The organism is Ectothiorhodospira mobilis, from assembly GCF_900114895.1.
Lineage (GTDB): Bacteria > Pseudomonadota > Gammaproteobacteria > Ectothiorhodospirales > Ectothiorhodospiraceae > Ectothiorhodospira > Ectothiorhodospira mobilis_A.
Genome location: NZ_FOUO01000009.1, coordinates 43,112 through 66,881, shown reverse-complemented (window position 1 = coordinate 66,881; position 23,770 = coordinate 43,112). Strand labels below are relative to the sequence as shown.

Genomic DNA, 23,770 nt, shown 5'->3' with positions numbered 1-23,770 from the left:
CGAAGGACGCACCCGGCCCCTGGGCCCCTGGCCCCGGAGGGCCGCTGTTCCTGCCTGCGCCGGCCCTGTACAATGCCCGCAACCCACCGCGCACCCCCGCCGCGTGCCGTCCGATTCGGGCCGCGGCGGGGGTGCGTCATTGCGAGCCGCTTTCATGAGCAGTGATCTGACCGACGTCAAGCAGAAACACATCCGGAACTTCTCGATCATCGCCCATATCGACCACGGCAAGTCCACCCTGGCGGATCGCTTCATCCAGGTGTGCGGCGGCCTCACGGACCGGGAGATGGCGGAGCAGGTTCTGGATTCCATGGATCTGGAGCGGGAGCGGGGCATCACCATCAAGGCCCAGAGCGTCTCGCTCCCCTACACCGCGCCGGACGGCCAGGTCTATCAGCTCAATTTCATCGACACCCCCGGGCACGTGGACTTCTCCTACGAGGTCTCCCGCTCCCTCTATGCCTGCGAGGGGGCCCTTCTGGTGGTGGACGCCTCCCAGGGGGTGGAGGCGCAGAGCGTGGCCAACTGCTACACCGCCATCGACCAGGGCCTGGAGGTGGTGCCGGTGCTGAACAAGATCGACCTGCCCGCCGCCGATCCCGACCGGGTCTGCCAGGAGATCGAGGAGATCATTGGCATCGAGGCCCATGACGCCCTGCGGGTGAGCGCCAAGACCGGCGAGGGGGTGCCGGAGCTGCTGGAGGCCCTGGTGCAGCGCATCCCGCCCCCGGAGGGGGATCCCGACGGACCCCTGAAGGCGCTGATCATCGACTCCTGGTTCGACAATTACCTGGGGGTGGTGGCCCTGGTGCGGGTGAAGCAGGGCTGCCTGCGCCCCAAGCAGAAGATCGTTGCCATGGCCACCGGCCGCACCCACCTGGTGGACAAGGTGGGCATCTTCACCCCCAAGCCCACCCCCTGCGAGGAGCTGTCCACGGGGCAGGTGGGGTTCGTGGTGGCCACCATCAAGGACATCAGCGGGGCCAAGGTGGGGGACACCATCACCAGCGCCGATCACCCGGCCGATGCCCCCATCCCCGGGTTCAAGGAGGTGCAGCCCCGGGTCTTTGCCGGCATCTTCCCGGTGAGCGCCGACGATTTCAACGACCTGCGCGACGCCCTGGACAAGTTGCGGCTCAACGATGCCTCCCTGCAGTACGAACCGGAGACCTCCCAGGCCCTGGGCTTCGGTTTCCGCTGCGGCTTCCTCGGCATGCTCCACATGGAGATCATCCAGGAACGCCTGGAACGGGAATACGGCCTGGATCTGATCACCACGGCGCCCACGGTCATCTACGAGGTGGAGACCACCGACGGCGAGGTGATCTCCATCCACAACCCGTCGCAGCTGCCGCCGGTGAACCAGGTGGCGGAGATCCGCGAACCCATCATCAGTGCCAGCATCCTCGTGCCCCAGGAGTACGTGGGGGCGGTGATCGGTCTGTGCACGGAAAAGCGTGGCGTGCAGACCAAGATGCACTATGTGGGTCAGCAGATCGCCCTGGGGTATGACATGCCCATGTCCGAGGTGGTGATGGACTTCTTCGACCGCCTCAAGTCGGTGAGCCGCGGCTACGCCTCCTTCGATTACGAATTCAAGCGCTTCGAGGCCTCGCCCCTGGTGAAGGTGGACATCCTCATCAACGGCGACCGGGTGGATGCCCTGTCCATCATCGTGCACCGCGACCAGTCCCAGGCTCGGGGGCGGGATCTGATCGAGCGCATGGCGGAACTGATTCCGCGGCAGATGTTCGAGGTGGCCATCCAGGCGGCCATCGGTTCCAAGATCATCGCCCGCTCCACGGTCAAGGCCCTGCGCAAGAACGTCACCGCCAAGTGCTACGGCGGCGACGCCACGCGCAAGCGCAAGCTGCTGGAGAAGCAGAAGGCCGGCAAGAAGCGCATGAAGAACATCGGCCGCGTGGAGGTACCCCAGGAGGCCTTCCTGGCGGTGCTGCAGGTGGATCACAAGAACTGAGCACCGCCCCGGGCGGTCTGGAGAAGGGGAAGACATTGGATCTGGAACTGGCACTGGTCCTGGGGACGGCGGTCACCGGCCTCATCTGGCTGGCATATGCCCTTTGGCACCGCCTGCGGTCCCCCTCCCAGGGGGCGGATGGGGTGGATGAACCGGGGCGGAAGAAGGAGCCCTGGTACGTGGAATATGCCCGCTCCTTCTTCCCGGTGCTGCTGGTGGTGCTGCTGCTGCGCAGCTTCGTGGCCGAACCGTTCCGCATCCCCTCCGGGTCCATGATGCCCACCCTTCTGGTGGGGGATTTCATCCTGGTGAACAAGTTCGCCTACGGCCTGCGCCTGCCCGTGGTGCACACCCGGATCCTGGACACGGGTCAGCCCGAACGCGGCGACGTGGCGGTGTTCCGCTTCCCCCGCCGGCCCAGCGAGGACTACATCAAGCGCATCGTGGGGCTCCCCGGGGATCGGGTGGCCTTCCGCGACAAGCGCCTGTACATCAACGGTAAGCAGGTGCCCGTGGAGATCCTGGGGCGTTACGAGGGCGATGGTGCCGGAGCGGCCATGACCGGGGCCCGGTTGCTGGAGGAACGTCTCGGGGAGGTGCATCATCGCATCCTGGAATGGCCCGAGCGTCCCTCGCCCCAGGGTGAGGTGGAGGTCCCCGAGGGGATGTATTTCGTCCTGGGAGACAACCGGGACAACAGCAACGACAGCCGGTTCTGGGGATTCGTCCCCGAAGAGAACCTGGTGGGCCGGGCCATGCTCATCTGGATGAACTGGGATCCAGTGGCGAATAAGGTGCGCCTGGAGCGGTTGGGGGATCGCATCCGATGAGGCGCGGCGGGATCGATTCCGGCATTCAGTGGCAACCTTCCTGAAGAGGTGACGGTCATGCACAGACAGAGCGGCGGCGGCATCACGCAATGGTTTCTCCTCATCGCGGTCCTCGTCCTGGTGGGGACGGTGGCCTTCCGGCTCATCCCCATCTATGCCGAGAACTGGACGGTGGTCTCCATCGTCGAGGACCTGGTGGAACGCCCCGGAGCCCGGGACAAGAACATCCGCCAGTTGCGCAGCGAGCTGGCCAAGGGCTTCCAGGTGAACTCCGTGGATTCGCTGGAGCCGGAGGTCATCTCCCTGGAGGAGAAGGAGGGTGTCCAGACCCTGCGCCTGCAGTACGAGACGCGCACCCACCTGTTGGGCAATCTGGATGCCGTGGTGGTGGTGGACCGCAGCTATCACCTTGCCCAATGAGTGCAGGACGGTTGTTTGATCTGCTCCCCGCCCCGGTGCGGGATTCCACCGAGCTGCGCCAGGCCCTGACCCATCGCAGCGCGGCGCCGCGGCACAACGAGCGCCTGGAATTTCTGGGCGACGGCGTGCTCAACTTCGTCATCGCCGCGCGGCTCTACGAGATGCGGCCCGAGGCCCCCGAGGGGGAACTCAGCCGTCTGCGGGCCGCCCTGGTGAACAAGGACAGTCTGGCGGCCATCGCCCGGGGGATGGACATGGGGGCCGCCCTCAGCCTGGGGGAGGGGGAGCGCAAGAGCGGCGGTCACCGCCGCGACTCCATCCTGGCGGACGCCCTGGAGGCGGTGATCGGCGCCGTGTACCTCCAGGAGGGATTCGAGGTGGCCCAAAGGTTCGTGCTGGACCTCTACGCCCGCCGCCTCCAGGACCTGCCCAGCGCGGAATCCCTCAAGGACCCCAAGACCCGCCTGCAGGAATGGCTGCAGCGCCGGGGCCTGGAGACGCCGGAATACCGGCTCCTGGAGGTGACGGGCAAGCCCCATGATCAGCATTTCCGCTCGGCCTGCCGCATCCCCCGGCGCGGGCTGGAGTGCGTGGGCGAGGGCAGCAGCCGGCGCCGGGCGGAGCAGGCCGCCGCCCAGAAGGCCCTGGAGACCCTGGCCGCAGATCAGGAGGAGGCATGAATATGCAGGACCAGCCTGCAGGCACCCCTCCCGAGCCGCAGGGGGGCACCCGCTGCGGCTATGTGGCCATCGTCGGCCGCCCCAATGTGGGCAAGTCCACCCTGCTCAACCACCTGGTGGGGGAGAAGATCGCCGCTGCCAGCCGCAAGGCCCAGACCACCCGCCACCGCATCCGCGGCCTGATCACCCGCGGTCCGGACCAACTGGTGCTGGTGGACACCCCCGGCATGGACCCGGACGCCCCGAAGCTGTTGGGAAAGGTGCTCAACCGCACCGCCGAGGCGGCGCTGCACGATGTGGATGCGGTGATCTTCGTGGTGGAGGCGGACCGCTGGCTGGCGGCGGACGAGGCCATGGCGCAGCTCCTGGAGGACTGCGGCCGTCCCCTGGTGCTGGTGGTGAACAAGGTGGACCGGCTCAAGGACAAGGGCCGCCTGCTGCCCTTCATCGACCGTCTGCGCCGGCGCCTGGAGTTTAGCGAGGTGGTCCCCCTGTCCGCCCTCAAGGGGATGAACGTGGAGCCGCTGGTGGAGGCCCTCATGGCCCGGCTGCCGCCGGGGCCCCATCTGTTCCCGGAGGATGAGATCACCGACCGGCCGCAGCGCTTCCGCGTCGCCGAGGTGATCCGTGAACAGCTCCTGGAGCGCCTGGGCCAGGAGGTGCCCTATGCCACCTCCGTGGACGTGGAGCGCTGGGAGGAGAAGGGGGATGTAGTGCACATCGACGCCGTCATCTGGGTGGAGCGGGAGAACCAGAAGGCCATCGTGGTGGGCAAGGGCGGGCGCATGATCAAGGCCGTGGGCATGGGCGCGCGCCACGAGCTGGAGGCCCTGCTGGAGCGCCGGGTGATGCTCAGGCTCTGGACGAAGGTGCGTGAGTCCTGGCAGGGGGACCTGGAGGGTATCCGCCGCATGGGGATCGACGTGGACCCGTGAACCGGATTCAGGGCAGCCCCGGCTATGTACTCCACGCCCGCCCTTACCGGGAGAGCAGCCAATTGCTGGAGTTGCTCACCCCGGGGGAGGGACGCATCGCGGCGGTGCTGCGGGGAGGGCGGGGCCGCGGCCGCAGCACCGCCCGTCCCTTCGTGCGCCTGGACCTGGCCTGGTCCGGCCGGGGCGAGGTGCATACCCTGAACCGCTGCGACGAGGCCGCGGTGCTGCGCCTGACGGGGGCGCGGGCGGTGTGCGGACTCTATGTGAACGAGCTGGCGATCAAGCTCCTGCCCCGGCAGCTGCCCGATCCCGGTTTCTATGCCGCCTACGAGGCGGTCCTCGCCGGCCTGGCCGATCCCGCAATGCCCCCGGAGCCCGGTCTGCGCCGCTACGAGCTGGCCCTGCTGCGGCTGCTGGGGGAGGGGCTGGATTTCATCGACCCGGCGGCCCTGGAGGCCCAGGTCACCTACGTGGTGCCCCCCCAGGGCCTGCCGCGGCCGGCGGCCCCCGGCGAGGAATCCCCCTATGCCATCGGCGGCGACAGCCTCGCCGCCCTGCTGCAGGACCGCCTGGAGGGACGCGGGCAGCGGCGGGAGGCGCAGCGCCTGTTGCGCCGCCTGCTGGAATACCACCTGGAAGGAAAACCCATCGTCTCACGCCAACTCATCGCCCGCGGGCGATTGGACCGAACATCATGAATGCCGCATCGACACCACTGCGACTCGGGGTCAACATCGACCATCTGGCCACCATCCGCCAGGCCCGGGGCACGCCCTATCCCGACCTGCGCGAGGCGGTACGCCGGGTGGAGGACGCCGGGGCCGACATGATCACCCTGCACCTGCGGGAGGATCGGCGCCATATCCAGGATGCCGATGTCTATGGCCTGCGCCCTTTGCTGCGCACCGGCATGAACCTGGAGATGGCCCCCACCGCGGAGATGCATGCCATCGCCCTGGAGGTGCGGCCCGAGGCCTGCTGCCTGGTGCCGGAGCGGCGCGAGGAACTGACCACCGAGGGCGGCCTGGATGTCCTGGGTCAGGAGGCGCATCTCAAGGCCTTCTGCGCGGAACTGGTGCGGGCGGGGATCCAGGTGTCCCTGTTCGTGGAACCGGAGCACGCCCATCTGGACGCCGCCCGGCGCATCGGGGCGCCGGTGGTGGAGCTGCATACCGGGGCCTACGCCAACGCCACCGATGCAAAGACGCGCCACGCCCTGCTGGAGAAGATCCGGGACGCCGCCCGTTATGGCCGGGCCCAGGGCCTGGTGGTCAACGCCGGTCACGGCCTGGATTACGACAATGTGGGGCCGGTGGCGGCCATCCCGGAGCTGCATGAGCTCAATATCGGCCACGCCATCGTGGCCCGGGCCCTGTTCGACGGCATCGGTGCGGCAGTGGCCGAGATGCGCGCCCGCATGGATGCGGCCCGGGCATGCGGCTGATCGGGGTGGGCACGGACCTCGTCTCCATCCCCCGGGTGGAGGCGGCCCTGGCACGGCGGGGGGAGGCCTTCGCCCGCCGCATCCTGCATCCCGAGGAGTGGGATGCCTTTTGTGCCAGCAGTGCCCCGGCGGCCCTCCTGGCGCGGCGCTTCGCCGCCAAGGAGGCGGCGGCCAAGGCCCTGGGGGTGGGCCTGGGGGCGGATATGGGGCTGCAGGATGCCCGGGTGTGCAGCGACCCCCGGGGCAAGCCCCTGCTGCGCTTGTCTGGAAAGGGTCAGGAAACGGCCCGGCGCCTGGGGGTGGTGCAGATGGAGCTCAGCCTCTCGGACGAGCGGGAATTCGCCCTGGCCTTCGTGGTCATGAGCGGCTGACCTCGGTATCCCAGGCCCGGAGCAGCCGTTGCACCTGGGTGTGCAGATCCGCCCGCAGCCCCTCCACGTCCTCCTCACCCGCCCGCAGGCTCTGTTCCAGGGCAGCAGCGGAGCGCTCCAGAGACGGCACGGCGCAATAGCGCGCCGCCCCCTTGAGGCGGTGGGCCCATTCCACCAGCTCCTCTAACGGCAGGTCCTGCCGCTGGAGCTGGTCATGGGCCGCGCGCAGATCCTTCAGCAGCAGCCGGCGCAGTTCCTCGGCCAGCTCAGGACATCCCCCGGCGGCCTGTACCGCCTGCTGCGGCTCGTGCAGGGGCCCTCCCGCCGCGTCCTTGGGGGCCCCGGGCCCATTGGCGTGGGGGGTGCTGCGGATGGCCGATCGCAGCTGCACCTGGGTGATGGGCTTGGCCAGGACCTGGTCGAACCCCATGGCCAGCAGGGATTCCCGGAATTCGGGCCGGGCATCGGCGGTGAGGGCGATGACGAAGGCCCCCGGATCCTCCTCCCGGATGGCCTGCAGGGCCTGGGGTCCGTTCTGCACCGGCATGTGCACGTCCATGAGCACGGCGTCGCAGGGTTCCTCCAGGTAGCGCATCACCGCCTCGCGCCCGTTCTCCGCCTCCTCCACGACGCCTCCGGCGCGGCGCACGAAGGTCTTGAGCAGGTGGCGGTTGACCGCGTTGTCATCGGCGATGAGGATGCGCCAGCCGTCGATGCCCGGCGGGTCGTCTGCGGGTGCCTCCGCGACTGCCGGGGGGGTCCCTGCCAGGCGCTGCTGGGTCTGGTGCAGCTGCGCCTCCAGGGTCCGCGACGAGATCATGGGGGGCATGAGCACGGCCCCCTGGCGGCGCAGGGCCGTGGTCAGGTCCTCCGGCAGATGGGAGAAGGCGGCGAGCATGAGCCGCGGGATGCGGTGGCCCTGGGTGCGCAGCAGCGTCTCCAGGCCCGGGGCGCTGTGGCATGGCCATAGCAGGGCCAGGGCGCCCTCCGGGCCCTGATCCAGGGCCTGGAACAGGCCCTCCAGGGAATCGCAGGCGCGGTGGGGTATGCCCAGGGAGCGCAGACAGGTGCTGCAGACCTCCAGGGCCTCGGCATCGTCCATCAGCAGGTACACCATCGCCACGGCGGGGGGCGACACCGGGCGGGGCGGGGTGTCGTCGGGGGCCACCGGCAGGTTGAGGTGGAAGGTGCTGCCTTCCTCCGGCCGGCTTTCCACATGGATCTCCCCCTGCAGTGCCTGCAGCAGTCCGCGGGTGATGCTCAGACCCAGGCCGGCGCCCGAGCCGCTGCGGCTGCCTTCCCGGTTCACCTGATAGAAGGGTTCGAAGATGGATTCCCGCTGATCCTCGGGGATGCCGGGGCCGAAGTCCTGCACCTCCATCTCCAGCAGCAGGGCGGGGGCGAAGGGCCGGATGCCGATGCGTACGATCACCCGGCCATTGCGGGTGAACTTGACCGCGTTGCTGAGCAGGTTGGTGAGCACCTGCTTGATGCGCATGGCATCGGAGACCAATCGCTGCGGGATGTCCGGATCCATGTACACGATCACGTCCACGGCCTGATGCGCCCCCCCCTGGCGGCACAGGCGAGCCACTTCCGCCACCAGTTGTTCCAGGTCGAATGCGGCCTTCTCCAGGGGCAGATTGCCGGATTCGATGCGGGAGATGTCCAGCAGGTCGTTCACCAGCTTGAGGGTGTCCTGGCTGGATTCATCGATGACCGCGATCCAGGTGCGGACCTGTTCGTCCAGATCGCTGCGCTGCCGCAGCAGTTCGATATAGCCTCGGATCGCCGTCAGGGGGGTGCGCAGTTCGTGGCTGATGCTGGCCAGGAACTGGGACTTGCGCCGGTTGGCCAGGTCCGCCTCGGCCCGGGCCCGGGTGAGGGCGCGGTTCTTCTCGTCGATCTCCGCCAGTTTCTCCTGCAGGCTGCGGGTGGCCTGGTTCACCCGCTCCGCCATGGAGCGCTGGGAGCGTTCGATGCTCTCGGCCATGGCGTTGATGCCCCGCTGCAGCAGGCCCAGTTCCCCGCTGACCCGCACCCGGCTGCGGGCCGACAGGTCGCCGCGGCCGATATGGCGTACGGTGGCGGCGATCCCCTCCAGGGGCCGGGACAGGTGCAGGCTCCAACGCAGCACCAGCAGCCAGGTCAGCAGCACGATGACCAGGATCAGGGCCAGGCTCTGCAGCACCCAGCGGATCTGATGCACCAGGGTGGGCTGGCTGGTGAGGCTCACGGACACGCTGCCCAGCAGCCTGGGGTCTTCCGCCAGGACCCCTTCCATGGGCTCGGGCAGGGGCAGGTCGTATTCGTCCAGGGCCGTCAGGGTGATGCGCTCCCGGAAATGGCGTACCTCGGCATCGAACAGATGGGTCGCCACCCAGGGCAGGAGCGCGTTTTCCCCATCCGGCTCCTGCAGCTCCTGGCGGTGGGTATAGACGGGGCGCCCACCCCGGTCGCGGATGATCACCTCCACCACATCGGGCTGGGCCCGAGCCTTGGAGGTGACCGCCTCCAGATACTGGCGGTTGCCGGAGATGACGCCGTATTCGGCGGCCGGGGCGAGGAAGGCCACGAGCATGTGGCCCCGCTCCATCATCTGTGCCTCCAGTTCCCGCACCTTGACCCCCGTCCAGTAGATCGTCAGGGCCATCGCCACCGCCAGGGTGGGCAGGAGGGCCAGGGCCAGGATGCGATAGCGGATGCGCCCCTGCATCAGGGCCGCTCCACGTGGATGCGCAGGGCCCGGGCCACCTGCTCGTTGACGGCCACCACCTGCTCTTGGGTGTGTTGGCGGGTGCCGCCCCAGTCCGCCGGGGGGTGGCGGATGAGGTGCGCGGCCTCGGTCCCCAGGCGCTGCGGCGGGGCGTGGATGGACAAAAGGGCACCGGCCCGCAGCAGGGCCTCGGAATGGCCGATGAGGGGGGTCCCCTGTCGGTAGGTGGTCATCATGATGCTGACGATGGTGCGCGGGTTGTAGATGTGGCGGTCGGGGAGGGTGAGGATGGCATCGGCCTGGCGTGCGGCGCGGGTGAAGGTGTCCACCAGATCGGCCTCCCCGTGGCTGACCAGGCGCACCACCTCGGCGGGATCATCCGCCCCCTGTGCGGCGAAGGGGCCCTGGGCGCTTTGCACGATGGCGAAGCGCTCCATGCCGGCCAGGTGGCGACGGGTGAGGGCGATGCGCTGCTCCAGGGGGATGTCCATGTAGACGGCGGCGTAACGCTGGGGGTCCGGGACCTGCGCCATGATCCGGTCGTAGGCCTCCCGGGGGATGGTGATGCTCAGGACCCGGGCCCGGGAGACCCGTTCCGCGGCGTGTTGCAGGGCGCGGGTGCCGGAGGTCACCACCAGGCAGCAGGGGCAGTCGGTGCTCTGCACCCAGGGGGCGGCATCGGGACCGCCCAGGGCGGTGTAGACCAGGGGGATGTCCTGGGGCAGACGGCTGCGCAGTCCCTGGAAGACCTCCTGGTGCAGGCGCGTGTCGTCGCTGGCCAAAAAGAGGATCCGCTGGAATGCCTCGCAGGGGGCAATGGCTTCCCCGGCCCGGGTGGGTGGGCTGAAGAGGCAGAAGGCCGCCGTAAGGAACAGGGCGAACCAGGCTTTCCGTGTCTGCGTCATCTCTATCCGTGTCGGGCTTCCCGGGGTGGGTGAAGGGGCGGTCCGTGTCCGCCGATCATGCCCTGGAAACCGCTTCCTGCACAGGGGACCTTGGGGGCCGCGGTGGGCACCCGCGGGGTTCTGGGGTTGGGAGGTGAGCCGCTGCGGGCATGGCGGGATCAGAATTCCATGGACAGGCTGACATAGCCTTCGGTTCCCCGGCGGTTGGCCGGGGGCAGGGAGGCCGGGGTGCGGGTGTCGTATCCCGAGGCCAGTACGTCGGTGAGGGACAAGGCCAGGTGGGTTTCGGGGCCCAGGCGGCGGCGCAGGTGCAGGTCCAGGAATCCGTCCCCGGCATCGGTGGCGGGGCCGCGGGAATCGTCCACCCAGCGGATGTTTCCATAGTGGTAATACTCCGCCGACAGCCGCCAGGGACCGGGCAGGTGGTAGCGCATCCCCAGGTGGAGGATGTGTCCCGGTACCGAGTCGGCCTGGCGCCGGGCCTCGGGGTCTTGGGGGTTGGCGTCCAGGAGGGAGAGCCCGCCGCGCAGGCGCAGGTCTGCCCAGGGGCGATAGTCCAGGGCGCCCTCGACACCGCTTAGGTCCATGTCGCCGGCGTTGCGGAAGTAGCCATCGGTGCCGATGCGGTAGTAGGCGGCGTCGTAGGGGATCTGGATCAGGTCGCTGAAGCGGTCCCGGAAGAGCTTGACATCGCTGACCAGGCGCCCCCCGAGCCACTGGCCGTGATAGCCCAGTTCGAAGGACTGGATCTCCTCCGGTTCCAGGTCCACGCCGGACATGGGGGGTGGGGCCAGGCGCTCGTTGAAGCGTTTCTCCACCTGGCTGGGGCTGCGCAGGGCGCGGCTGGCCACCAGGCGCAGGCTGTGCTGTGCATCGGGCATGTAGACCAGGGCCAGCCGGGGCATGAGATCGCTGCCGCTGAGCTCGTTGGACTCGTACATGCCGCCCAGATGGACCAGCCAGCGCCGGTCCGGGGACCATTCCAGGTTGGCGAACAGGCGGTAGACATGGTCCCGCACCCAGCGGTCATGGCCCAGGTAGGCCTGGCTGCGGGAGGCGTCCAGGCGGGCGCCGCCCCCCCAGACCATGCGCAGGCCGTCCCGGAGCTGGAGGTGGGATTCCACCTCCAGGTCGTGGCGGCGGGAATGGACGTCCCGCTCCACTGGGCAGCAGGGATCCAGGGCGTAACCGTCATGCAGATTGAGGAAATTGAGGTAGTACTGCACCTTGAGCAGGGCATCGGGATTGCGGTTGTCCTGCAGGGTCAGGTGCAGGTGCCCGGAGTCCTGGGTGAATCCGCCCTCGGGATACTCGGGGGTGGTGGCGGAACCAAAGCCGTTGTCCAGATAGGTGAGCCCTAACTGCGTGGTGAGGGTGACCCCCGAGGCCAGGTCCCAGTCGAAGCGCCCGCGCAGGGCGGTGTTGTCCCGGGGATCGTGGTTGCCGGTGAAGCCCTCGTCCTCCCGGTGATACACCGACAGGCGATAGGCACTTTGCTGCGTGGTGCCGCCATGGCGCAGGTAGAGGTCCCGGATGCCGTTGCTGCCCAGGCGGGTGACCACCTGCTCCCCCCGGGTCTCCCCCGGATGTCGGGTGATGATGTTGATGATGGCGAGAAAGGAGTTGGATCCATAGGCGGCGGCATTGGGGCCGCGGATCACCTCGATGCGCTCGATCTCCTGCGGGGGCAGGGCAAGACTCAGCCATTGCACCCCGCCGCTGGTGGGGTTGTAGATGGAACGGCCGTCCACCAGCACCTGCACCTGGCGCACGAACTGCTCCGCCAGGGCGTGGTAGGTGACGATGGGCCGGTTGCCGTTTTCCCGTCCCACGATGAAACCCGGGACCTGACGCAGGATGTCGGCCAGGTTGCGCGCCTCGCTCTGTTCCAGCCATTCCCGGTCGATGACCGTCACCGAGGCGGGGGCCTCCTGCAGGGGCTGCTGCAGCCGCGTGGCGGTGAGGGCCACGGGCAGGTCCATGAAATAGTCCTGCTCCGTGGGCCAGTCCTCCTGGGCCATGGCGGGGTGGAGGCAGGCACCCGCCAGCAGCAGGCCGGCGAGGGCGGTGGTGCCACGGGGGTACAGGGGTTGGATCATGCGGGCAAGGGCCATGTCGTTCCCGGTGGGGAGTTTGAGACACCGTTCTCATTATGCCATCGGAGCGTTTCCTGTGGGCCGGGTGTGCCGGATCGGTTTCCGGCCTCCTTGCCCAGGTTCGAAACGTGTGTCCCGAGTCTATATACTAGATGACACATCAAAATGCCGCGCTCTGGTGCAGCCCCGCTCCCGAATCCCCGCCGGCCCTGAGGCAGATGCAGATGGCCTATCCCACCCTGGAAGATTTTGTCGGCAATACCCCGCTGGTGCGCCTCGTGCGCCTGCCCGTGGGGAACGGCAATACCCTCCTCGTAAAGCTGGAGGGGAACAACCCCGCGGGATCGGTGAAGGACCGGGCGGCGGTGCACATGATCCGTCAGGCCGAGGCGCGGGGCGAGATCCGACCCGGGGACACCCTCATCGAGGCCACCAGCGGCAATACCGGCATCGCCCTGGCCATGGCGGCGGCCATCCGCGGCTATCGCATGGTGCTGATCATGCCCGAGAACATGAGCGCCGAGCGCCGTGCCTCCATGAAGGCCTTCGGTGCCGAACTGGTTTTGGTGGGTCGGGACGAGGGCATGGAGGGTGCCCGGGACCGGGCCCTGGCCATGGAACGGGAGGGCCGGGGACGGGTGCTGGATCAGTTCGCCAACCCGGACAACCCGGGTGCCCACTACGCCACCACGGGCCCGGAGATCTGGCGCGACACCGGTGGTGCCGTGACCCATTTCGTCAGCGCCATGGGGACCACCGGCACCATCATGGGGGTGTCCCGCTACCTCAAGGAACGCAATCCCCAGGTGCGCATCGTCGGTGTGCAGCCCGGGGAGGGGTCCAGCATCCCCGGCATCCGCCGCTGGCCCCAGGCCTACCTGCCGCGCATCTATGAACCCCAGCGCGTGGACTCCGTGCTGGAGGTGAGCCAGGGCGAGGCGGAGGAGACCATGCGCGCCCTGGCGGCGCGGGAGGGCATCTTCGCCGGGGTGTCCTCCGGCGGGGCCGTGGCGGTGGCCCTGCGTCTGGCCCGGGAATTGAGCGATGCCGTCATCGTGGCCATCGTCTGCGACCGTGGGGACCGCTACATCTCCACCGGTGTCTTCCCGGCATGAGCCTGGCCCTGAGCGAACCGGTGATGGTCTTCGATATCGAGACCATCCCCGACATCGAGGGCGGCCGGCGCATCCACGGCATGGCGGACCTGGACGACGCCGGGGTGGCCAAGGCCCTGTCGCAGCTGCGGATACAGAAGACCGGCAGTGACTTCCTGGCCCATCACCTGCACCGGGTGGTGGCCATCTCCGTGGTCCTGGCCACCCGCGACCAGCTCAAGGTATGGTCCCTGGGGACGCCCGAGTCCGGGGAGGCGGAACTGGTGGGGCGTTTCTTCGAGGGCATCGAGCGCTACAGTCCCGTGCTGGTGAGCTGGAACGGCGGCGGCTTCGACCTGCCGGTGCTGCACTACCGCGCCCTGGTCCATGGGGTGTCCGCCCCGCGTTACTGGGACGTGGGTGATGAGGACCGGGCCTTTCGCTATAACAACTACCTCTCCCGCTTCCATTGGCGTCACGTGGACCTCATGGATGTCCTGGCGGGATACCAGATGCGGGCCAACGCCCCCCTGGATGAGGTGGCCACCCTGCTGGGCTTCCCGGGCAAGATGGGCATGAGCGGCGCCGGTGTCTGGGACGCCTGGCAGGGCGGGGATATCCAGGGCATCCGCAATTACTGCGAGACGGATGTGCTCAACACCTACCTGGTGTTCCTGCGCTTCGAGCGCCTGCGCGGGCGTCTGAGCCCCGAGGGCCTGGCCCGGGAGGAGGCGCGTCTGGCGCAAATGCTGGCCCAGGCCGAAGGGGCGCATCTGCAGGACTTTCTCGCCGCCTGGCAGGGCGCGCCCGAGACGGATTGATCCGGGGCGCGCCCCGGCGCCGCACCATCCGCAACCCATGGCAACCGAAACCCTTTCCATGACCGATTCCCCGCAGACCCCGTCCCCCGATGGGGCCATCCGCACCCGTATCGATTCCCTGACCCATGAGGGCCGCGGCGTGGCCCATGTGGAGGGCAAGGCGGTGTTCATCGACGGCGTCCTGCCGGGGGAGGTGGTGACCTTTCGTCCCCTGCGCCGGCGGCGCCGTTATGACGAGGGTCGGGTGGAGGCCGTGCTGGAGCCCTCGCCTGATCGGGTGGACCCCCGTTGCCCCCATTTCGGGGTCTGCGGCGGTTGTGTGCTACAGCACATGGATCCCCGGGCCCAGATCCAGGCCAAGGGGCAGGTGCTCATGGACAACCTGGCCCGCATCGGCGAGGTGACCCCCCGGAGGGTGCTGCCGGCCCTCACCGGGCCCGCCTGGGGCTACCGGCGCAAGGCGCGGCTGGGGGTGAAGCATGTCCCCAAGAAGGGGGGCGTGCTGGTGGGCTTTCGCGAGCGGGGCAGCCCCTACCTGGCGGTGCTGGAGACCTGTCCCGTGCTGCATCCGGCGGTGGGGGAGCGCATCCTGGCGCTGTGTGAACTGCTGACGGGGCTGCGGGCCCGGGACCGCATCCCCCAGATCGAGGTGGGGGTGTCCGATGACGACCAGGTGGCCCTGGTGTTCCGCCATCTGGATCCCCTGGGAGAGGCGGACCGGGAGCGGTTGCGGGCCTTCGCCGAGGAGACGGGCCTGCAGGTCTGGCTGCAGCCCAAGGGTCCCCAGAGCATCCATCCCCTGTGGCCCCTGGAGCCTGCCGAGCTGTGCTTCGCCCATCCGGATGAAGGTCTGGAGATCCCCTTCTCGCCGGTGGATTTTATCCAGGTGAACCGGGACGTGAACCGCAAGATGGTGCCCCAGGCCCTGGAGTTGCTGCAGGTGGAGGCGGATCATCAGGTGCTGGACCTATTCTGCGGCCTGGGTAACTTCACCCTGCCCCTGGCCCGGCGCGCGGCCCGGGTCACCGGCGTGGAGGGGGATGCCGCCATGGTGGAACGGGCGCGGGCCAATGCGGTCCGAAACGGTATCGGCAACACCCGCTATTTTGCCGCCGACCTGGCGGCCGATGTGAGCGATGCGCCCTGGCTGCAGGGTCCGGTGGACCGGGTGCTGCTGGATCCGCCGCGTTCCGGGGCGCGGGAGATGCTGGCGCCGCTGGCCCGGTTGGGTCCACAGCGCATGGTCTACGTCTCCTGCAACCCGGCCACCCTGGCCCGGGATGCGGGGGAACTGGTGCACCGTCACGGCTACCATCTGGAGGCCGCCGGGGTGATGGATATGTTCCCCCATACCGCCCATGTGGAGTCCATGGCGGTCTTCACCCGGGATTGAAGGCGGGGTCAGGGATCACAGTCCGGGCTCCCGCGGTGGCCTGGGGTGCGGTTGTGCGACGGGGGCTTCTGCAGCGGGACGCCGTGAATCCCTCCCTGGAGGCTTGACGACCGCATCCCTGCGGTCGACACCCGCTGCAAAACCCCACGCCGCACGAAAGAACGGCCCCGTCCCCTGGGGCACGGAACGGAACGAGACCCCGCCGAGCGCCCGGGATCGGCTTTGCTCCCGGCTTCGGCCATCCCGAAGTCCCCCTTCACCCTTGGACGGAGGTCCCCGCCATGATCGACACCACCACCCTGGTCCTGGGCAAGGGCCTGCTCACCGCCGGTGTCCTTTTGGGGTTCTGTGCCTGGCAGATCGTGGCCGTGCGCCGCGCCCTGCGGGAACGGCGCCGCCGCCCTCCCTCCGACCGCGGTCAGGGGCACCGGGATTGATCCGGGGCACCCTTCCCGGCGCCCTGCTGGGGCGCCGGGGTCGACCACGGCCTACAGGTCCCGCAGCAGCTCGTTGATGCCCACCTTGGAGCGGGTCTTCTCGTCCACCTTCTTCACGATGACGGCGCAGTAGAGGCTGTACTTGCCGTCCTTGGAGGGCAAGTTGCCGGAGACCACCACCGAGCCGGCGGGGATGCGGCCGTAGAGGATCTCGTCCCGCTCGCGGTCGTAGATGCGGGTGCTCTGGCCCAGGTAGACCCCCATGGAGATCACCGAGCCCTCCTCCACGATCACCCCCTCCACCACCTCGGAGCGGGCGCCGATGAAGCAGTTGTCCTCGATGATGGTGGGGGCCGCCTGCAGGGGCTCCAGCACACCGCCGATGCCCACGCCGCCGGAGAGGTGTACGTTCTTGCCGATCTGGGCGCAGGAACCCACCGTGGCCCAGGTGTCCACCATGGTGCCGGCGTCCACGTAGGCGCCGATGTTCACGTAGGAGGGCATGAGCACCACCCCGGGGGCGATGTAGGACCCCTTGCGGGCGGTGGCCGGGGGCACCACGCGCACACCGCCTTCGCGCAGCTCGCGGGAGTTCACGTCGGCCCACTTGGCCTCCACCTTGTCGTAGTAGTTGGTGAAGCCGCCCTTGATGCACTGGTTGTCATTGAGTCGGAAGGAGAGCAGCACCGCCTTCTTCAGCCATTCATTGACCACCCACTGGCCGTCCCGCTTCTCCGCCACCCGGGCGGTGCCCCGGTCCAGCATGTCGATGGCCTCGTGGACGGCGTCCCGCAGCCTGGGGTCGGCGTCGCGGGGGGTGATCTCGCTGCGGTGCTCGAAGGCGTCTTCGATCAGGGTCTGGATATCGCTCATGGTGTGTTTCTCCAGGGAGGGTGAAAGGGATTCGGGTCAGGCCCCGGCCTGCAGGAAACGCCGCATGCGCTGCGCCGCCTCGACGCAGTCCTCCAGGGGGGCCACCAGGGCCATGCGCACCCGGCCGCGCCCGGGGTTGCCGCCAGGGGTCTCGCGGGAGAGGTAGCTGCCGGGCAACACGGTGACATGCTCGCGGGCGAACAGGTCCCGTGCGAAATCGGTATCGTCCCCGGGCACGGGGGCCCAGAGGTAGAAACCGGCGGCGGGGCGCTGCAGCTCCAGCACCCCGTCCAGGATCTCCAGCACCGCCCGGAACTTGCGGTCGTACAGGGCCTGATTCTCCACCACGTGGGCCTCGTCCCGCCAGGCGGCGATGCTGGCGGCCTGGGCCGGGGGCGCCATGGCGCAGCCGTGGTAGGTGCGGTAGCGGTGAAAGGCCTCCACCAGGCGGGCATCCCCGGCCACGAAGCCCGAGCGCAGACCGGGCAGGTTGGAGCGCTTGGACAGGCTGTGGAAGACCAGTACCCGCTCAAAACCATCGTACCCGGCCCGGAGGGCCGCCCCCAGCATCCCCGGGGGCGGGGTCCCGTCCCGGGGGTGGATCTCCGAATAGCACTCGTCGGCGGCGATGACAAAGTCATGCCGGTGGGCCCGCTCCAACAGGCGCACCAGGGCCGCCTCGTCCATCACGGCCCCGCTGGGATTGCCCGGGTTGCACAGGTACAGCAGCTGGCAGCGGTCCCAGAGCTCTGGATCCACCGCGTCGGGGTCGGGCAAAAAGCCGTTGTCCGCCGTCAGGTCCATGAAGGCGGGGCGGGCCCCCGCCAGCAGCGCGGCCCCCTCATAGATCTGATAGAAGGGATTGGGCATGAGCACCCGGGGATCCGGCCGGTTGCGGTCCACCACGCACTGGGCCAGGGCAAAGAGGGCCTCCCGGGTGCCGTTCACCGGCAGCACGTGGCGCCCTGGGTCCAGGGCCGTCTGGGGCAGGTGAAAGCGCCGGGTGGCCCAGGCGGCGATGGCCTCCCGCAGGGCCTCCTCGCCCCGGGTGACGGGATAGCGGGAGAGCCCGTCCAGGGCCCCCTGCAGGGCCTGCACCGCCACCTGCGGGGCCGGATGACGGGGCTCGCCGATGGACAGGGGGATATGCTCCAGCTCCGCCGGCGGGGTGATCCCGGCCTTGAGGGCGGCCAGGCGCTGGAAGGGGTAGGGCTGGAGGCGGTCCAGGTCGGGGTTCAGGATCATGGGGATGCGACCGTGCAAAAGGCCCGAGAGTATACGCCAGGGCCAGGGCCGCCGGGGAAGGGCGGGCCCGGATTCATGCCCCTTCGCCGCCGGGGGGATCCAGGGCCTCCCGCAGGCGCGCGGCGATCCTTGCCTGGTCCTGCGGGTCCTGGATGGGGGTGTCGTCCAGGTGGGTGATATAGAAGATGTCGTCGGCCTGTTCCCCGGCGGTGGCGATCTTGGCGTTGTGCACCTTCACGCGGCAGTCGGTGAGGATGATGCCGATGCGGGAGAGCAGCCCGGGGCGGTCCGCGGTGGTGACCGCGAGCACCGTGCGCTGGTGGTGGGGTCGGGGAGCGAAGCTCACCTCCGTGGGCACGTCGAAGTGCTTGAGCCGCCGCGGGGTGTTGCGGCGCACCGCGCCGGGACGCCGGTCGGGTTCCTTCAGGCGTTCCTTGAGCAGACGGCCGATCTCCTGCACGCGGTAGTCCTGGGTGATGGGCTGGCCGCTGTCCTCCAGCACCAGGAAGGTGTCCAGGGTGCGGCCGCTGGCGGTGGTGATGATGCGCGCATCCACGATGTCCAGCCCCAGCTGGGTGAGGGCGGTGGCGGTGAGGGCGAACAGGTGGGGATGGTCCTCGGTGTAGAGGAAGATCTCCGTGCTGCCCCGGGCCGTCTCCTGGCGCACCTGCACCACGGGCAGGTCCTCCTCGTCCGCCTCCAGGATGGCGCGGGTGTGCCAGGCGATCTCGTCCGCCGAGTGGCGCAGGAAGTAGTCGCTGTCGAAATCGTTCCAGACGGCAAGCACCGTGGCCTTGTCCAGACCCCGTTCCTTCAGCATCCCCAGGGCCTGGTTCTGCGCCTCCGCTACCATCTCCTCCTGGTCCGGGGGGTTGTCCAGGCCGCGGCGCAGCATGCGCCGGGTGGCGGTGTAGAGGCTCTCCAGCAGGGAGTTCTTCCAGGAGTTCCACAGCTGGGGGTTGGTGCCGCGGATGTCCGCCACGGTGAGCAGGTAGAGGTAGTTCAGGCGCATGAGGTTGCCCACCCGGGCGGCGAATTCCATGACCACCTCCGGGTCGGAGGTGTCCCGACGCTGGGCCGTGAGGGAGAGCAGCAGGTGGGAACGCACCAGCCAGGCCACCAGATTGGCGTCGAAGGGGGGCAGGCCGTGGTGCAGGCAGAAGGCGCGGGCTTCCTCGGCCCCCAGCTCGGAGTGGTCGCCGCCGCGCCCCTTGGCGATGTCGTGGAACAGCCCCGCCAGGTAGAGCAGCTCCGGCTTGGGGATGCGGCGGAAGATGCGCGAGCACTCGGGCAGTTCGTCCGCGTGCTCGGGATCGGCCATGCGCCGCAGGTTGCGGATCACCACCAGGGTGTGCTCGTCCACGGTGTAGACATGGAACAGGTCATACTGCATGCGCCCCACGATCAGGCCAAAGGCCGGGATGTAGGCGGCGAGCACGCCATAGCGGTTCATGCGCCGCAGCTGATGGGTGACCCCCCGGGGCTGGCGCAGGATCTCCATGAACAGGGTGCGGCAGGCCAGGTCGTTACGGAAACGGTCGTCGATGAGATGGCGTTGGGCGCGGATCTCGCGGATGGTGGAGGCGCGGATCCCCTGCAGGTCGGGGTGTTGCTGCAGCAGCAGGAAGGCCTCCAGCAGGGCGGGTGGATACTGGCGGAAGACCCCGGGGTGGGTGATCTCCAGAAACCCCCGCCGCGCCTGGAAGCGGCGGTTGATGGGGATTACCTCGTCGCCGTCGTCCTCCAGCAGGATGGCCTCGCGAAAGTGCTGCAGCAGCATCTCGTTGAGCCGCTCCAGCCCCATAACCGTGCGGAAGTAGACCTGCATGAACTGCTCCACCGCCAGGTTGTGGTCCGCGTCGCAAAAGCCCAGCAGATGGGCGAGGCGGCGCTGGTGGTCGAACAGCAGCCGGTCCTCCTTGCGTCCGGCCAGCAGGTGCAGGGCGAAACGCACGCGCCACAGGAAGTCGCGCCCTTCCATCAGGTCGCGGCACTCGTTCTCGGTGAGGAAGCCGTGGTCCACCAGTTCCTCCAGGTCACCGGAGCCGAAGTGGCGGCGGGTGACCCAGGCGATCATCTGGATGTCCCGCAGTCCGCCGGGGCTCTCCTTGAGGTTGGGCTCCAGGCGGTAGGCGGTCTCCCCGAAACGGATGTGCCGGGCCTGCTGTTCCTCCAGCTTGGCGGCGAAGAAGGCCCGGCTGTTCCACATGCGTTCCGGCGCGATATGCGCCCCGAGATCGGCGAACAGGGCATCGGGCCCGGCCAGGGGGCGGTATTCCAGGAGGTTGGTGGCCACGGTGATGTCCCGCTCGGCCTCGCGGGTGCAGTCCTCCAGGCTGCGCACGCTGTGGCCCACCTCCAGGCCGATGTCCCAGAGGAAGGTGAGCAGGTCCACCAGGGCCTCCTCGGTGGCGGCGGGCAGGTCGCCGTCGCGGTAGAGGATGAGGATGTCGATGTCCGAACCCGGGTGCAACTCGCCGCGGCCGTAACCGCCCACGGCGGCCAGGCCCAGTTCCGGCTGAGCGCCCAGACCCAGGGTCGACCAGGCCTCCACCAGCAGGCGGTCCACGACGGCGGCCCGCCCCCGCACCAGGTCCTCCACCGGGCAGCCGGCCTCGAAGGCGGAGCGCAGGGCCGCTTGCACCCGTTCCAGGACCTGGATGAAGGCATGGCGGTCCGGCGTGGGCGTGGCCTTGAGGGCCGCCTCCCGCGCGGGCCAGTCCAGGCGCTGCGCCAGCACCCGGGGGAGGGGGATCAAGTGGGGCATGGCATCAGCCGGGGCGCTCGTCGCACCGCAGGGTGAGGATCTCGTAGCCGTCCTCGGTCACCACCAGGGTGTGTTCCCACTGGGCCGACAGGCTGTGGTCCTTGGTCACCACGGTCCAGCCATCCGCCAGCACCTTGGTATGGCGCTTGCCCAGGTTGACCATGGGCTCGATGGTGAAGGTCATCCCCGGGCGCAGTTCCAGGCCCTCCCCGGGCTTGCCGAAGTGCAGCACCTGCGGGTCCTCGTGGAACTTGCGGCCGATGCCGTGGCCACAGTATTCGCGTACCACGCTGCAGCGCTGGGCCTCCACGTAGGTCTGGATGGCGTGGCCGATGTCCCCCAGGCGCACCCCGGGGGCCACCTCGCGGATGCCGCGCCACAGGGCCTCGTGGGCCACCTCCACCACGCGGCGCGCCTTCACCGAAGGCTTGCCCACCATGAACATGCGGCTGGTGTCGCCATGATAGCCCTCGTGGATCACGGTGATGTCGATATTGAGGATGTCCCCGTCCTTGAGCTGCCGTTCCCCGGGGATGCCATGGCACACCTGATGGTTGAGGGAGGTGCAGATGGATCGCGGGAAGCCGCGGTAGTTTAGGGGGGCGGGGGTGGCCTTCTGCACGTTCACGATGTGATCGTGGCAGAGGCGGTCCAGTTCATCCGTGGTGACCCCCACGCGCACGTGGGGCTCGATCATCTCCAGGACTTCGGCGGCCATGCGGCCGGCCACGCGCATCTTCTCGATCTCTTCGGGGGTCTTGATGGTTACGGACATCGTCGGGGTGGGATCCTTCGGTGAGGCGCCGGCAGGGTGGGTGTACGGGCCCGGCGCGCCGCGCTATGCATTTGTTGTGAAAGACCGTTTATGGTATAAAGCGCCCGCGCTCCATGCAAATCGCAGGACCGGAGTGCCCACGCTTGATCCAAGAATCCACACATGCGCCGACACGTACAGCTGGGTGCCCCCAGCGGGTTGCTGTGCGGGGCGCATGGAGGCTCAACCCTACACAACAGGAGAATCCTCATGGCCAACGTGACCATGCGTCAGATGCTCGAGGCCGGTGTCCATTTCGGCCACCAGACCCGGTACTGGAACCCGAAGATGGAACCCTACATCTTCGGCCACCGCAACAAGATCCACATCATCAACCTCGAGAAGACGCTCCCCTGCTTCAACGATGCGATGAACTACCTGGGCAAGATGGCCGCCAATGGCGGTAGCATCCTGTTCGTGGGTACCAAGCGTTCCGCCCGGGACCAGGTGGTGGAGCACGCCAAGCGCTGCAAGATGCCCTACGTGAACCAGCGCTGGCTGGGGGGCATGCTCACCAACTTCAAGACGGTGCGCCAGTCCATCCGCCGCCTCAAGGACCTGGAGGCCATGCAGGAGGACGGCACCCTCAACCGCCTGGCCAAGAAGGAGGCCATGATGCGGGTGCGCGAGATGGAGAAGCTGGAGCGCAGCCTCGGGGGTATCAAGGACATGCCCGGCCTGCCGGACGTGATGTTCGTGATCGACGTGGGCCATGAGCGCATCGCCATCAGCGAGGCGCGCAAGCTGGGTATCCCGGTGGTGGCCGTGGTGGACAGCAACAATTCCCCGGACGGCGTGGATTACGTCATCCCCGGCAACGACGATGCCATGCGCGCCATCCAGCTGTACCTGACGGCCGCCGCCGACGCCATCAACGAGGGCCGTAACGTGGCCCGCGCCGGCTCGGCCGACGAGTTCGTGGAGGTGGAGGAGGGCGCGGCCCCGGCACCCGCCGGTGAGGCCGCTGCCCCCGCCGCCCAGTCCTAAGGCGCGGCCCAGCCGAATCCCCCGCCGCGCCGGGGCATCCGGGCGCGGCGGGGAAACCGAACATTCAGGAGTGATTTTCCAATGCAGATTTCCGCATCCATGGTCAAAGAACTGCGCGAGATCACCGGCGCAGGCATGATGGAATGCAAGAAGGCCCTCACCGCCGCCGGCGGGGATATGGACGCCGCCATCGAGCAGATGCGCAAGTCCGGCGCCGCCAAGGCGGTGAAGAAGGCGGACCGGGTGGCCGCCGAGGGTCGCATCGTGGTGTCCGCCTCCGGGGACGGCCACCGCGCCGCCATCGTCGAGGTGAACTGCGAGACCGACTTCGTGGCCAAGGATGAAAACTTCCAGGCCTTCAGCCAGCAGGTGGCGGACCAGGTGCTGGCCCATGAGCCGGCGGACGTGGACGCCCTCATGGCCCTGGCCGGCGAGGAGGGCAGCCTGGAGGAGACCCGGGCCGCGCTGGTGGCCAAGATCGGTGAGAATGTCCAGGTGCGCCGTTTCGAGCTGGTGGGCGGTGCCGACAGTGTCCTCGGCCACTATCTGCACGGTGCCCGCATCGGCGTGGTGGTGGAGCTGGAAGGGGGCGACGAATCCCTGGCCCGCGACCTGGCCATGCACATCGCCGCCAGCCATCCGGTGTGCGTGGACGAGACCCAGGTGCCCCAGGAGCTGCTGGAGAAGGAGAAGGCCATCTTCCGCTCCCAGGCGGAGGAGAGCGGCAAGCCCGCCGAGATCATCGAGAAGATGATCAGCGGCCGCATCAAGAAGTACCTGAGCGAGATCACCCTGGTGGGCCAGCCCTTCGTCAAGGACCCGGACCAGGCCGTGGGCAAGCTCCTTGAACAGGCCGGTGCCCGCGTGCGCCGCTTCGTCCGCTACGAGGTGGGCGAGGGCATCGAGAAGAAGACCGAGAACTTCGCCGAAGAGGTGATGGCCCAGGCCAAGGGTTCCTGAGTCT

Annotated in this window: 21 protein-coding genes; 14 read left to right on the top strand and 7 right to left on the bottom strand. The window is 68.6% G+C overall.

What is annotated here, in order from left to right; genetic code table 11:
• Nucleotides 1-154: 154 nt before the first annotated feature.
• The 8 genes from lepA to acpS are packed head-to-tail and all read left to right on the top strand — an operon-like array spanning nucleotide 155 to nucleotide 6,658.
• Entirely contained in the window at nucleotides 155-1,978 is a 1,824-nt protein-coding gene (gene lepA / locus BM214_RS08515) for a translation elongation factor 4 (RefSeq protein WP_090485665.1), read from the top strand.
• A 35-nt stretch (nucleotides 1,979-2,013) separates the two neighbouring features.
• Nucleotides 2,014-2,808, top strand: a complete 795-nt coding sequence (lepB, locus tag BM214_RS08510) for a signal peptidase I (RefSeq protein ID WP_090485662.1) — start codon at nucleotides 2,014-2,016, stop codon at nucleotides 2,806-2,808.
• A gap of 57 nt (nucleotides 2,809-2,865) precedes the next feature.
• Nucleotides 2,866-3,228, top strand: a complete 363-nt coding sequence (locus BM214_RS08505) for a DUF4845 domain-containing protein (RefSeq protein WP_090485660.1) — start codon at nucleotides 2,866-2,868, stop codon at nucleotides 3,226-3,228.
• Nucleotides 3,225-3,908: a ribonuclease III gene (gene rnc, locus BM214_RS08500; RefSeq protein ID WP_090485657.1), complete on the top strand. Its 684-nt coding sequence runs from the start codon at nucleotides 3,225-3,227 to the stop codon at nucleotides 3,906-3,908. Before BM214_RS08505 ends, rnc begins: the two co-directional genes overlap by 4 nt.
• Nucleotides 3,905-4,843 (top strand): GTPase Era, encoded by a 939-nt coding sequence (gene era, locus BM214_RS08495; RefSeq protein WP_244887905.1) that lies wholly within the window; start codon nucleotides 3,905-3,907, stop codon nucleotides 4,841-4,843. The genes rnc and era overlap by 4 nt, the downstream gene beginning before the upstream one ends.
• Nucleotides 4,840-5,541, top strand: coding sequence for a DNA repair protein RecO (gene recO / locus BM214_RS08490; RefSeq protein WP_090485651.1), 702 nt, complete (start codon nucleotides 4,840-4,842; stop codon nucleotides 5,539-5,541). The genes era and recO overlap by 4 nt, the downstream gene beginning before the upstream one ends.
• Complete coding sequence (pdxJ, locus tag BM214_RS08485) at nucleotides 5,538-6,287, top strand: pyridoxine 5'-phosphate synthase (protein WP_090485648.1); 750 nt, start codon at nucleotides 5,538-5,540, stop codon at nucleotides 6,285-6,287. The genes recO and pdxJ overlap by 4 nt, the downstream gene beginning before the upstream one ends.
• Nucleotides 6,278-6,658 (top strand): holo-ACP synthase, encoded by a 381-nt coding sequence (gene acpS, locus BM214_RS08480; RefSeq protein ID WP_090485645.1) that lies wholly within the window; start codon nucleotides 6,278-6,280, stop codon nucleotides 6,656-6,658. Before pdxJ ends, acpS begins: the two co-directional genes overlap by 10 nt.
• Here the strand turns inward: acpS and BM214_RS08475 are convergent.
• From BM214_RS08475 to BM214_RS08465, 3 genes are all read right to left on the bottom strand, one after another.
• Entirely contained in the window at nucleotides 6,645-9,374 is a 2,730-nt protein-coding gene (locus tag BM214_RS08475) for an ATP-binding protein (RefSeq protein WP_090485641.1), read from the bottom strand. The genes acpS and BM214_RS08475 overlap by 14 nt on opposite strands.
• Entirely contained in the window at nucleotides 9,374-10,279 is a 906-nt protein-coding gene (locus BM214_RS08470; RefSeq protein ID WP_090485638.1) for a hypothetical protein, read from the bottom strand. Before BM214_RS08470 ends, BM214_RS08475 begins: the two co-directional genes overlap by 1 nt.
• A gap of 158 nt (nucleotides 10,280-10,437) precedes the next feature.
• Nucleotides 10,438-12,378: a TonB-dependent receptor plug domain-containing protein gene (locus BM214_RS08465; protein ID WP_177217630.1), complete on the bottom strand. Its 1,941-nt coding sequence runs from the start codon at nucleotides 12,376-12,378 to the stop codon at nucleotides 10,438-10,440.
• Nucleotides 12,379-12,599: 221 nt separating this feature from the next.
• On the opposite strand from BM214_RS08465, the gene cysM reads away from it, so the two are divergent.
• The 4 genes from cysM to BM214_RS12510 all read left to right on the top strand — a co-directional run bounded on the left by cysM (nucleotide 12,600) and on the right by BM214_RS12510 (nucleotide 16,120).
• Nucleotides 12,600-13,490, top strand: a complete 891-nt coding sequence (cysM, locus tag BM214_RS08460) for a cysteine synthase CysM (protein WP_090485780.1) — start codon at nucleotides 12,600-12,602, stop codon at nucleotides 13,488-13,490.
• The gene (locus BM214_RS08455; RefSeq protein WP_238618849.1) at nucleotides 13,487-14,290 is read left to right on the top strand and encodes a 3'-5' exonuclease; all 804 of its coding nucleotides are present in this window, start codon (nucleotides 13,487-13,489) and stop codon (nucleotides 14,288-14,290) included. Before cysM ends, BM214_RS08455 begins: the two co-directional genes overlap by 4 nt.
• Before the next feature lie 58 nt (nucleotides 14,291-14,348).
• A complete protein-coding gene (gene rlmD / locus BM214_RS08450) occupies nucleotides 14,349-15,683 on the top strand; it encodes a 23S rRNA (uracil(1939)-C(5))-methyltransferase RlmD (RefSeq protein ID WP_090485632.1) in 1,335 nt (444 codons plus the stop codon).
• Nucleotides 15,684-15,964: 281 nt separating this feature from the next.
• The gene (locus BM214_RS12510) at nucleotides 15,965-16,120 is read left to right on the top strand and encodes a hypothetical protein (protein WP_177217629.1); all 156 of its coding nucleotides are present in this window, start codon (nucleotides 15,965-15,967) and stop codon (nucleotides 16,118-16,120) included.
• Between the two features lie 51 nt (nucleotides 16,121-16,171).
• On the opposite strand, the gene dapD is transcribed toward BM214_RS12510, so the two are convergent.
• The 4 genes from dapD to map all read right to left on the bottom strand — a co-directional run bounded on the left by dapD (nucleotide 16,172) and on the right by map (nucleotide 21,780).
• Nucleotides 16,172-16,993 carry a 2,3,4,5-tetrahydropyridine-2,6-dicarboxylate N-succinyltransferase gene (gene dapD / locus BM214_RS08445; protein ID WP_090485629.1) on the bottom strand — a complete coding sequence of 274 codons (822 nt, stop codon included), beginning with the start codon at nucleotides 16,991-16,993 and terminating at the stop codon, nucleotides 16,172-16,174.
• Between the two features lie 36 nt (nucleotides 16,994-17,029).
• On the bottom strand, nucleotides 17,030-18,232 hold the full coding sequence (dapC, locus tag BM214_RS08440) for a succinyldiaminopimelate transaminase (protein ID WP_090485770.1): 1,203 nt from the start codon (nucleotides 18,230-18,232) through the stop codon (nucleotides 17,030-17,032).
• A gap of 79 nt (nucleotides 18,233-18,311) precedes the next feature.
• Nucleotides 18,312-21,005 (bottom strand): [protein-PII] uridylyltransferase, encoded by a 2,694-nt coding sequence (gene glnD / locus BM214_RS08435; RefSeq protein WP_090485626.1) that lies wholly within the window; start codon nucleotides 21,003-21,005, stop codon nucleotides 18,312-18,314.
• A gap of 4 nt (nucleotides 21,006-21,009) precedes the next feature.
• Nucleotides 21,010-21,780 carry a type I methionyl aminopeptidase gene (map, locus tag BM214_RS08430; protein WP_090485623.1) on the bottom strand — a complete coding sequence of 257 codons (771 nt, stop codon included), beginning with the start codon at nucleotides 21,778-21,780 and terminating at the stop codon, nucleotides 21,010-21,012.
• 249 nt (nucleotides 21,781-22,029) lie between these two features.
• Between map and rpsB the strand changes: the two genes are divergently transcribed.
• Together rpsB and tsf are read left to right on the top strand one after the other, a co-directional pair.
• Nucleotides 22,030-22,806, top strand: coding sequence for a 30S ribosomal protein S2 (rpsB, locus tag BM214_RS08425; RefSeq protein WP_090485619.1), 777 nt, complete (start codon nucleotides 22,030-22,032; stop codon nucleotides 22,804-22,806).
• An 81-nt stretch (nucleotides 22,807-22,887) separates the two neighbouring features.
• On the top strand, nucleotides 22,888-23,766 hold the full coding sequence (gene tsf, locus BM214_RS08420) for a translation elongation factor Ts (RefSeq protein WP_090485616.1): 879 nt from the start codon (nucleotides 22,888-22,890) through the stop codon (nucleotides 23,764-23,766).
• Nucleotides 23,767-23,770: the final 4 nt, after the last annotated feature.

Excerpts from the sequence above, each read along its gene's own strand:
- lepA (WP_090485665.1), top strand. The coding sequence starts at position 155 with ATGAGCAGTGATCTGACCGACGTCAAGCAGAAACACATCCGGAACTTC.
- BM214_RS08505 (WP_090485660.1), top strand. The coding sequence starts at position 2,866 with ATGCACAGACAGAGCGGCGGCGGCATCACGCAATGGTTTCTCCTCATC.
- rnc (WP_090485657.1), top strand. The coding sequence starts at position 3,225 with ATGAGTGCAGGACGGTTGTTTGATCTGCTCCCCGCCCCGGTGCGGGAT.
- era (WP_244887905.1), top strand. The coding sequence starts at position 3,905 with ATGAATATGCAGGACCAGCCTGCAGGCACCCCTCCCGAGCCGCAGGGG.
- pdxJ (WP_090485648.1), top strand. The coding sequence starts at position 5,538 with ATGAATGCCGCATCGACACCACTGCGACTCGGGGTCAACATCGACCAT.
- acpS (WP_090485645.1), top strand. The coding sequence starts at position 6,278 with ATGCGGCTGATCGGGGTGGGCACGGACCTCGTCTCCATCCCCCGGGTG.
- BM214_RS08475 (WP_090485641.1), bottom strand. The coding sequence starts at position 9,374 with ATGCAGGGGCGCATCCGCTATCGCATCCTGGCCCTGGCCCTCCTGCCC.
- BM214_RS08470 (WP_090485638.1), bottom strand. The coding sequence starts at position 10,279 with ATGACGCAGACACGGAAAGCCTGGTTCGCCCTGTTCCTTACGGCGGCC.
- BM214_RS08465 (WP_177217630.1), bottom strand. The coding sequence starts at position 12,378 with ATGATCCAACCCCTGTACCCCCGTGGCACCACCGCCCTCGCCGGCCTG.
- cysM (WP_090485780.1), top strand. The coding sequence starts at position 12,600 with ATGGCCTATCCCACCCTGGAAGATTTTGTCGGCAATACCCCGCTGGTG.
- BM214_RS08455 (WP_238618849.1), top strand. The coding sequence starts at position 13,487 with ATGAGCCTGGCCCTGAGCGAACCGGTGATGGTCTTCGATATCGAGACC.
- rlmD (WP_090485632.1), top strand. The coding sequence starts at position 14,349 with ATGACCGATTCCCCGCAGACCCCGTCCCCCGATGGGGCCATCCGCACC.
- BM214_RS12510 (WP_177217629.1), top strand. The coding sequence starts at position 15,965 with ATGATCGACACCACCACCCTGGTCCTGGGCAAGGGCCTGCTCACCGCC.
- dapD (WP_090485629.1), bottom strand. The coding sequence starts at position 16,993 with ATGAGCGATATCCAGACCCTGATCGAAGACGCCTTCGAGCACCGCAGC.
- glnD (WP_090485626.1), bottom strand. The coding sequence starts at position 21,005 with ATGCCCCACTTGATCCCCCTCCCCCGGGTGCTGGCGCAGCGCCTGGAC.
- map (WP_090485623.1), bottom strand. The coding sequence starts at position 21,780 with ATGTCCGTAACCATCAAGACCCCCGAAGAGATCGAGAAGATGCGCGTG.
- rpsB (WP_090485619.1), top strand. The coding sequence starts at position 22,030 with ATGGCCAACGTGACCATGCGTCAGATGCTCGAGGCCGGTGTCCATTTC.
- tsf (WP_090485616.1), top strand. The coding sequence starts at position 22,888 with ATGCAGATTTCCGCATCCATGGTCAAAGAACTGCGCGAGATCACCGGC.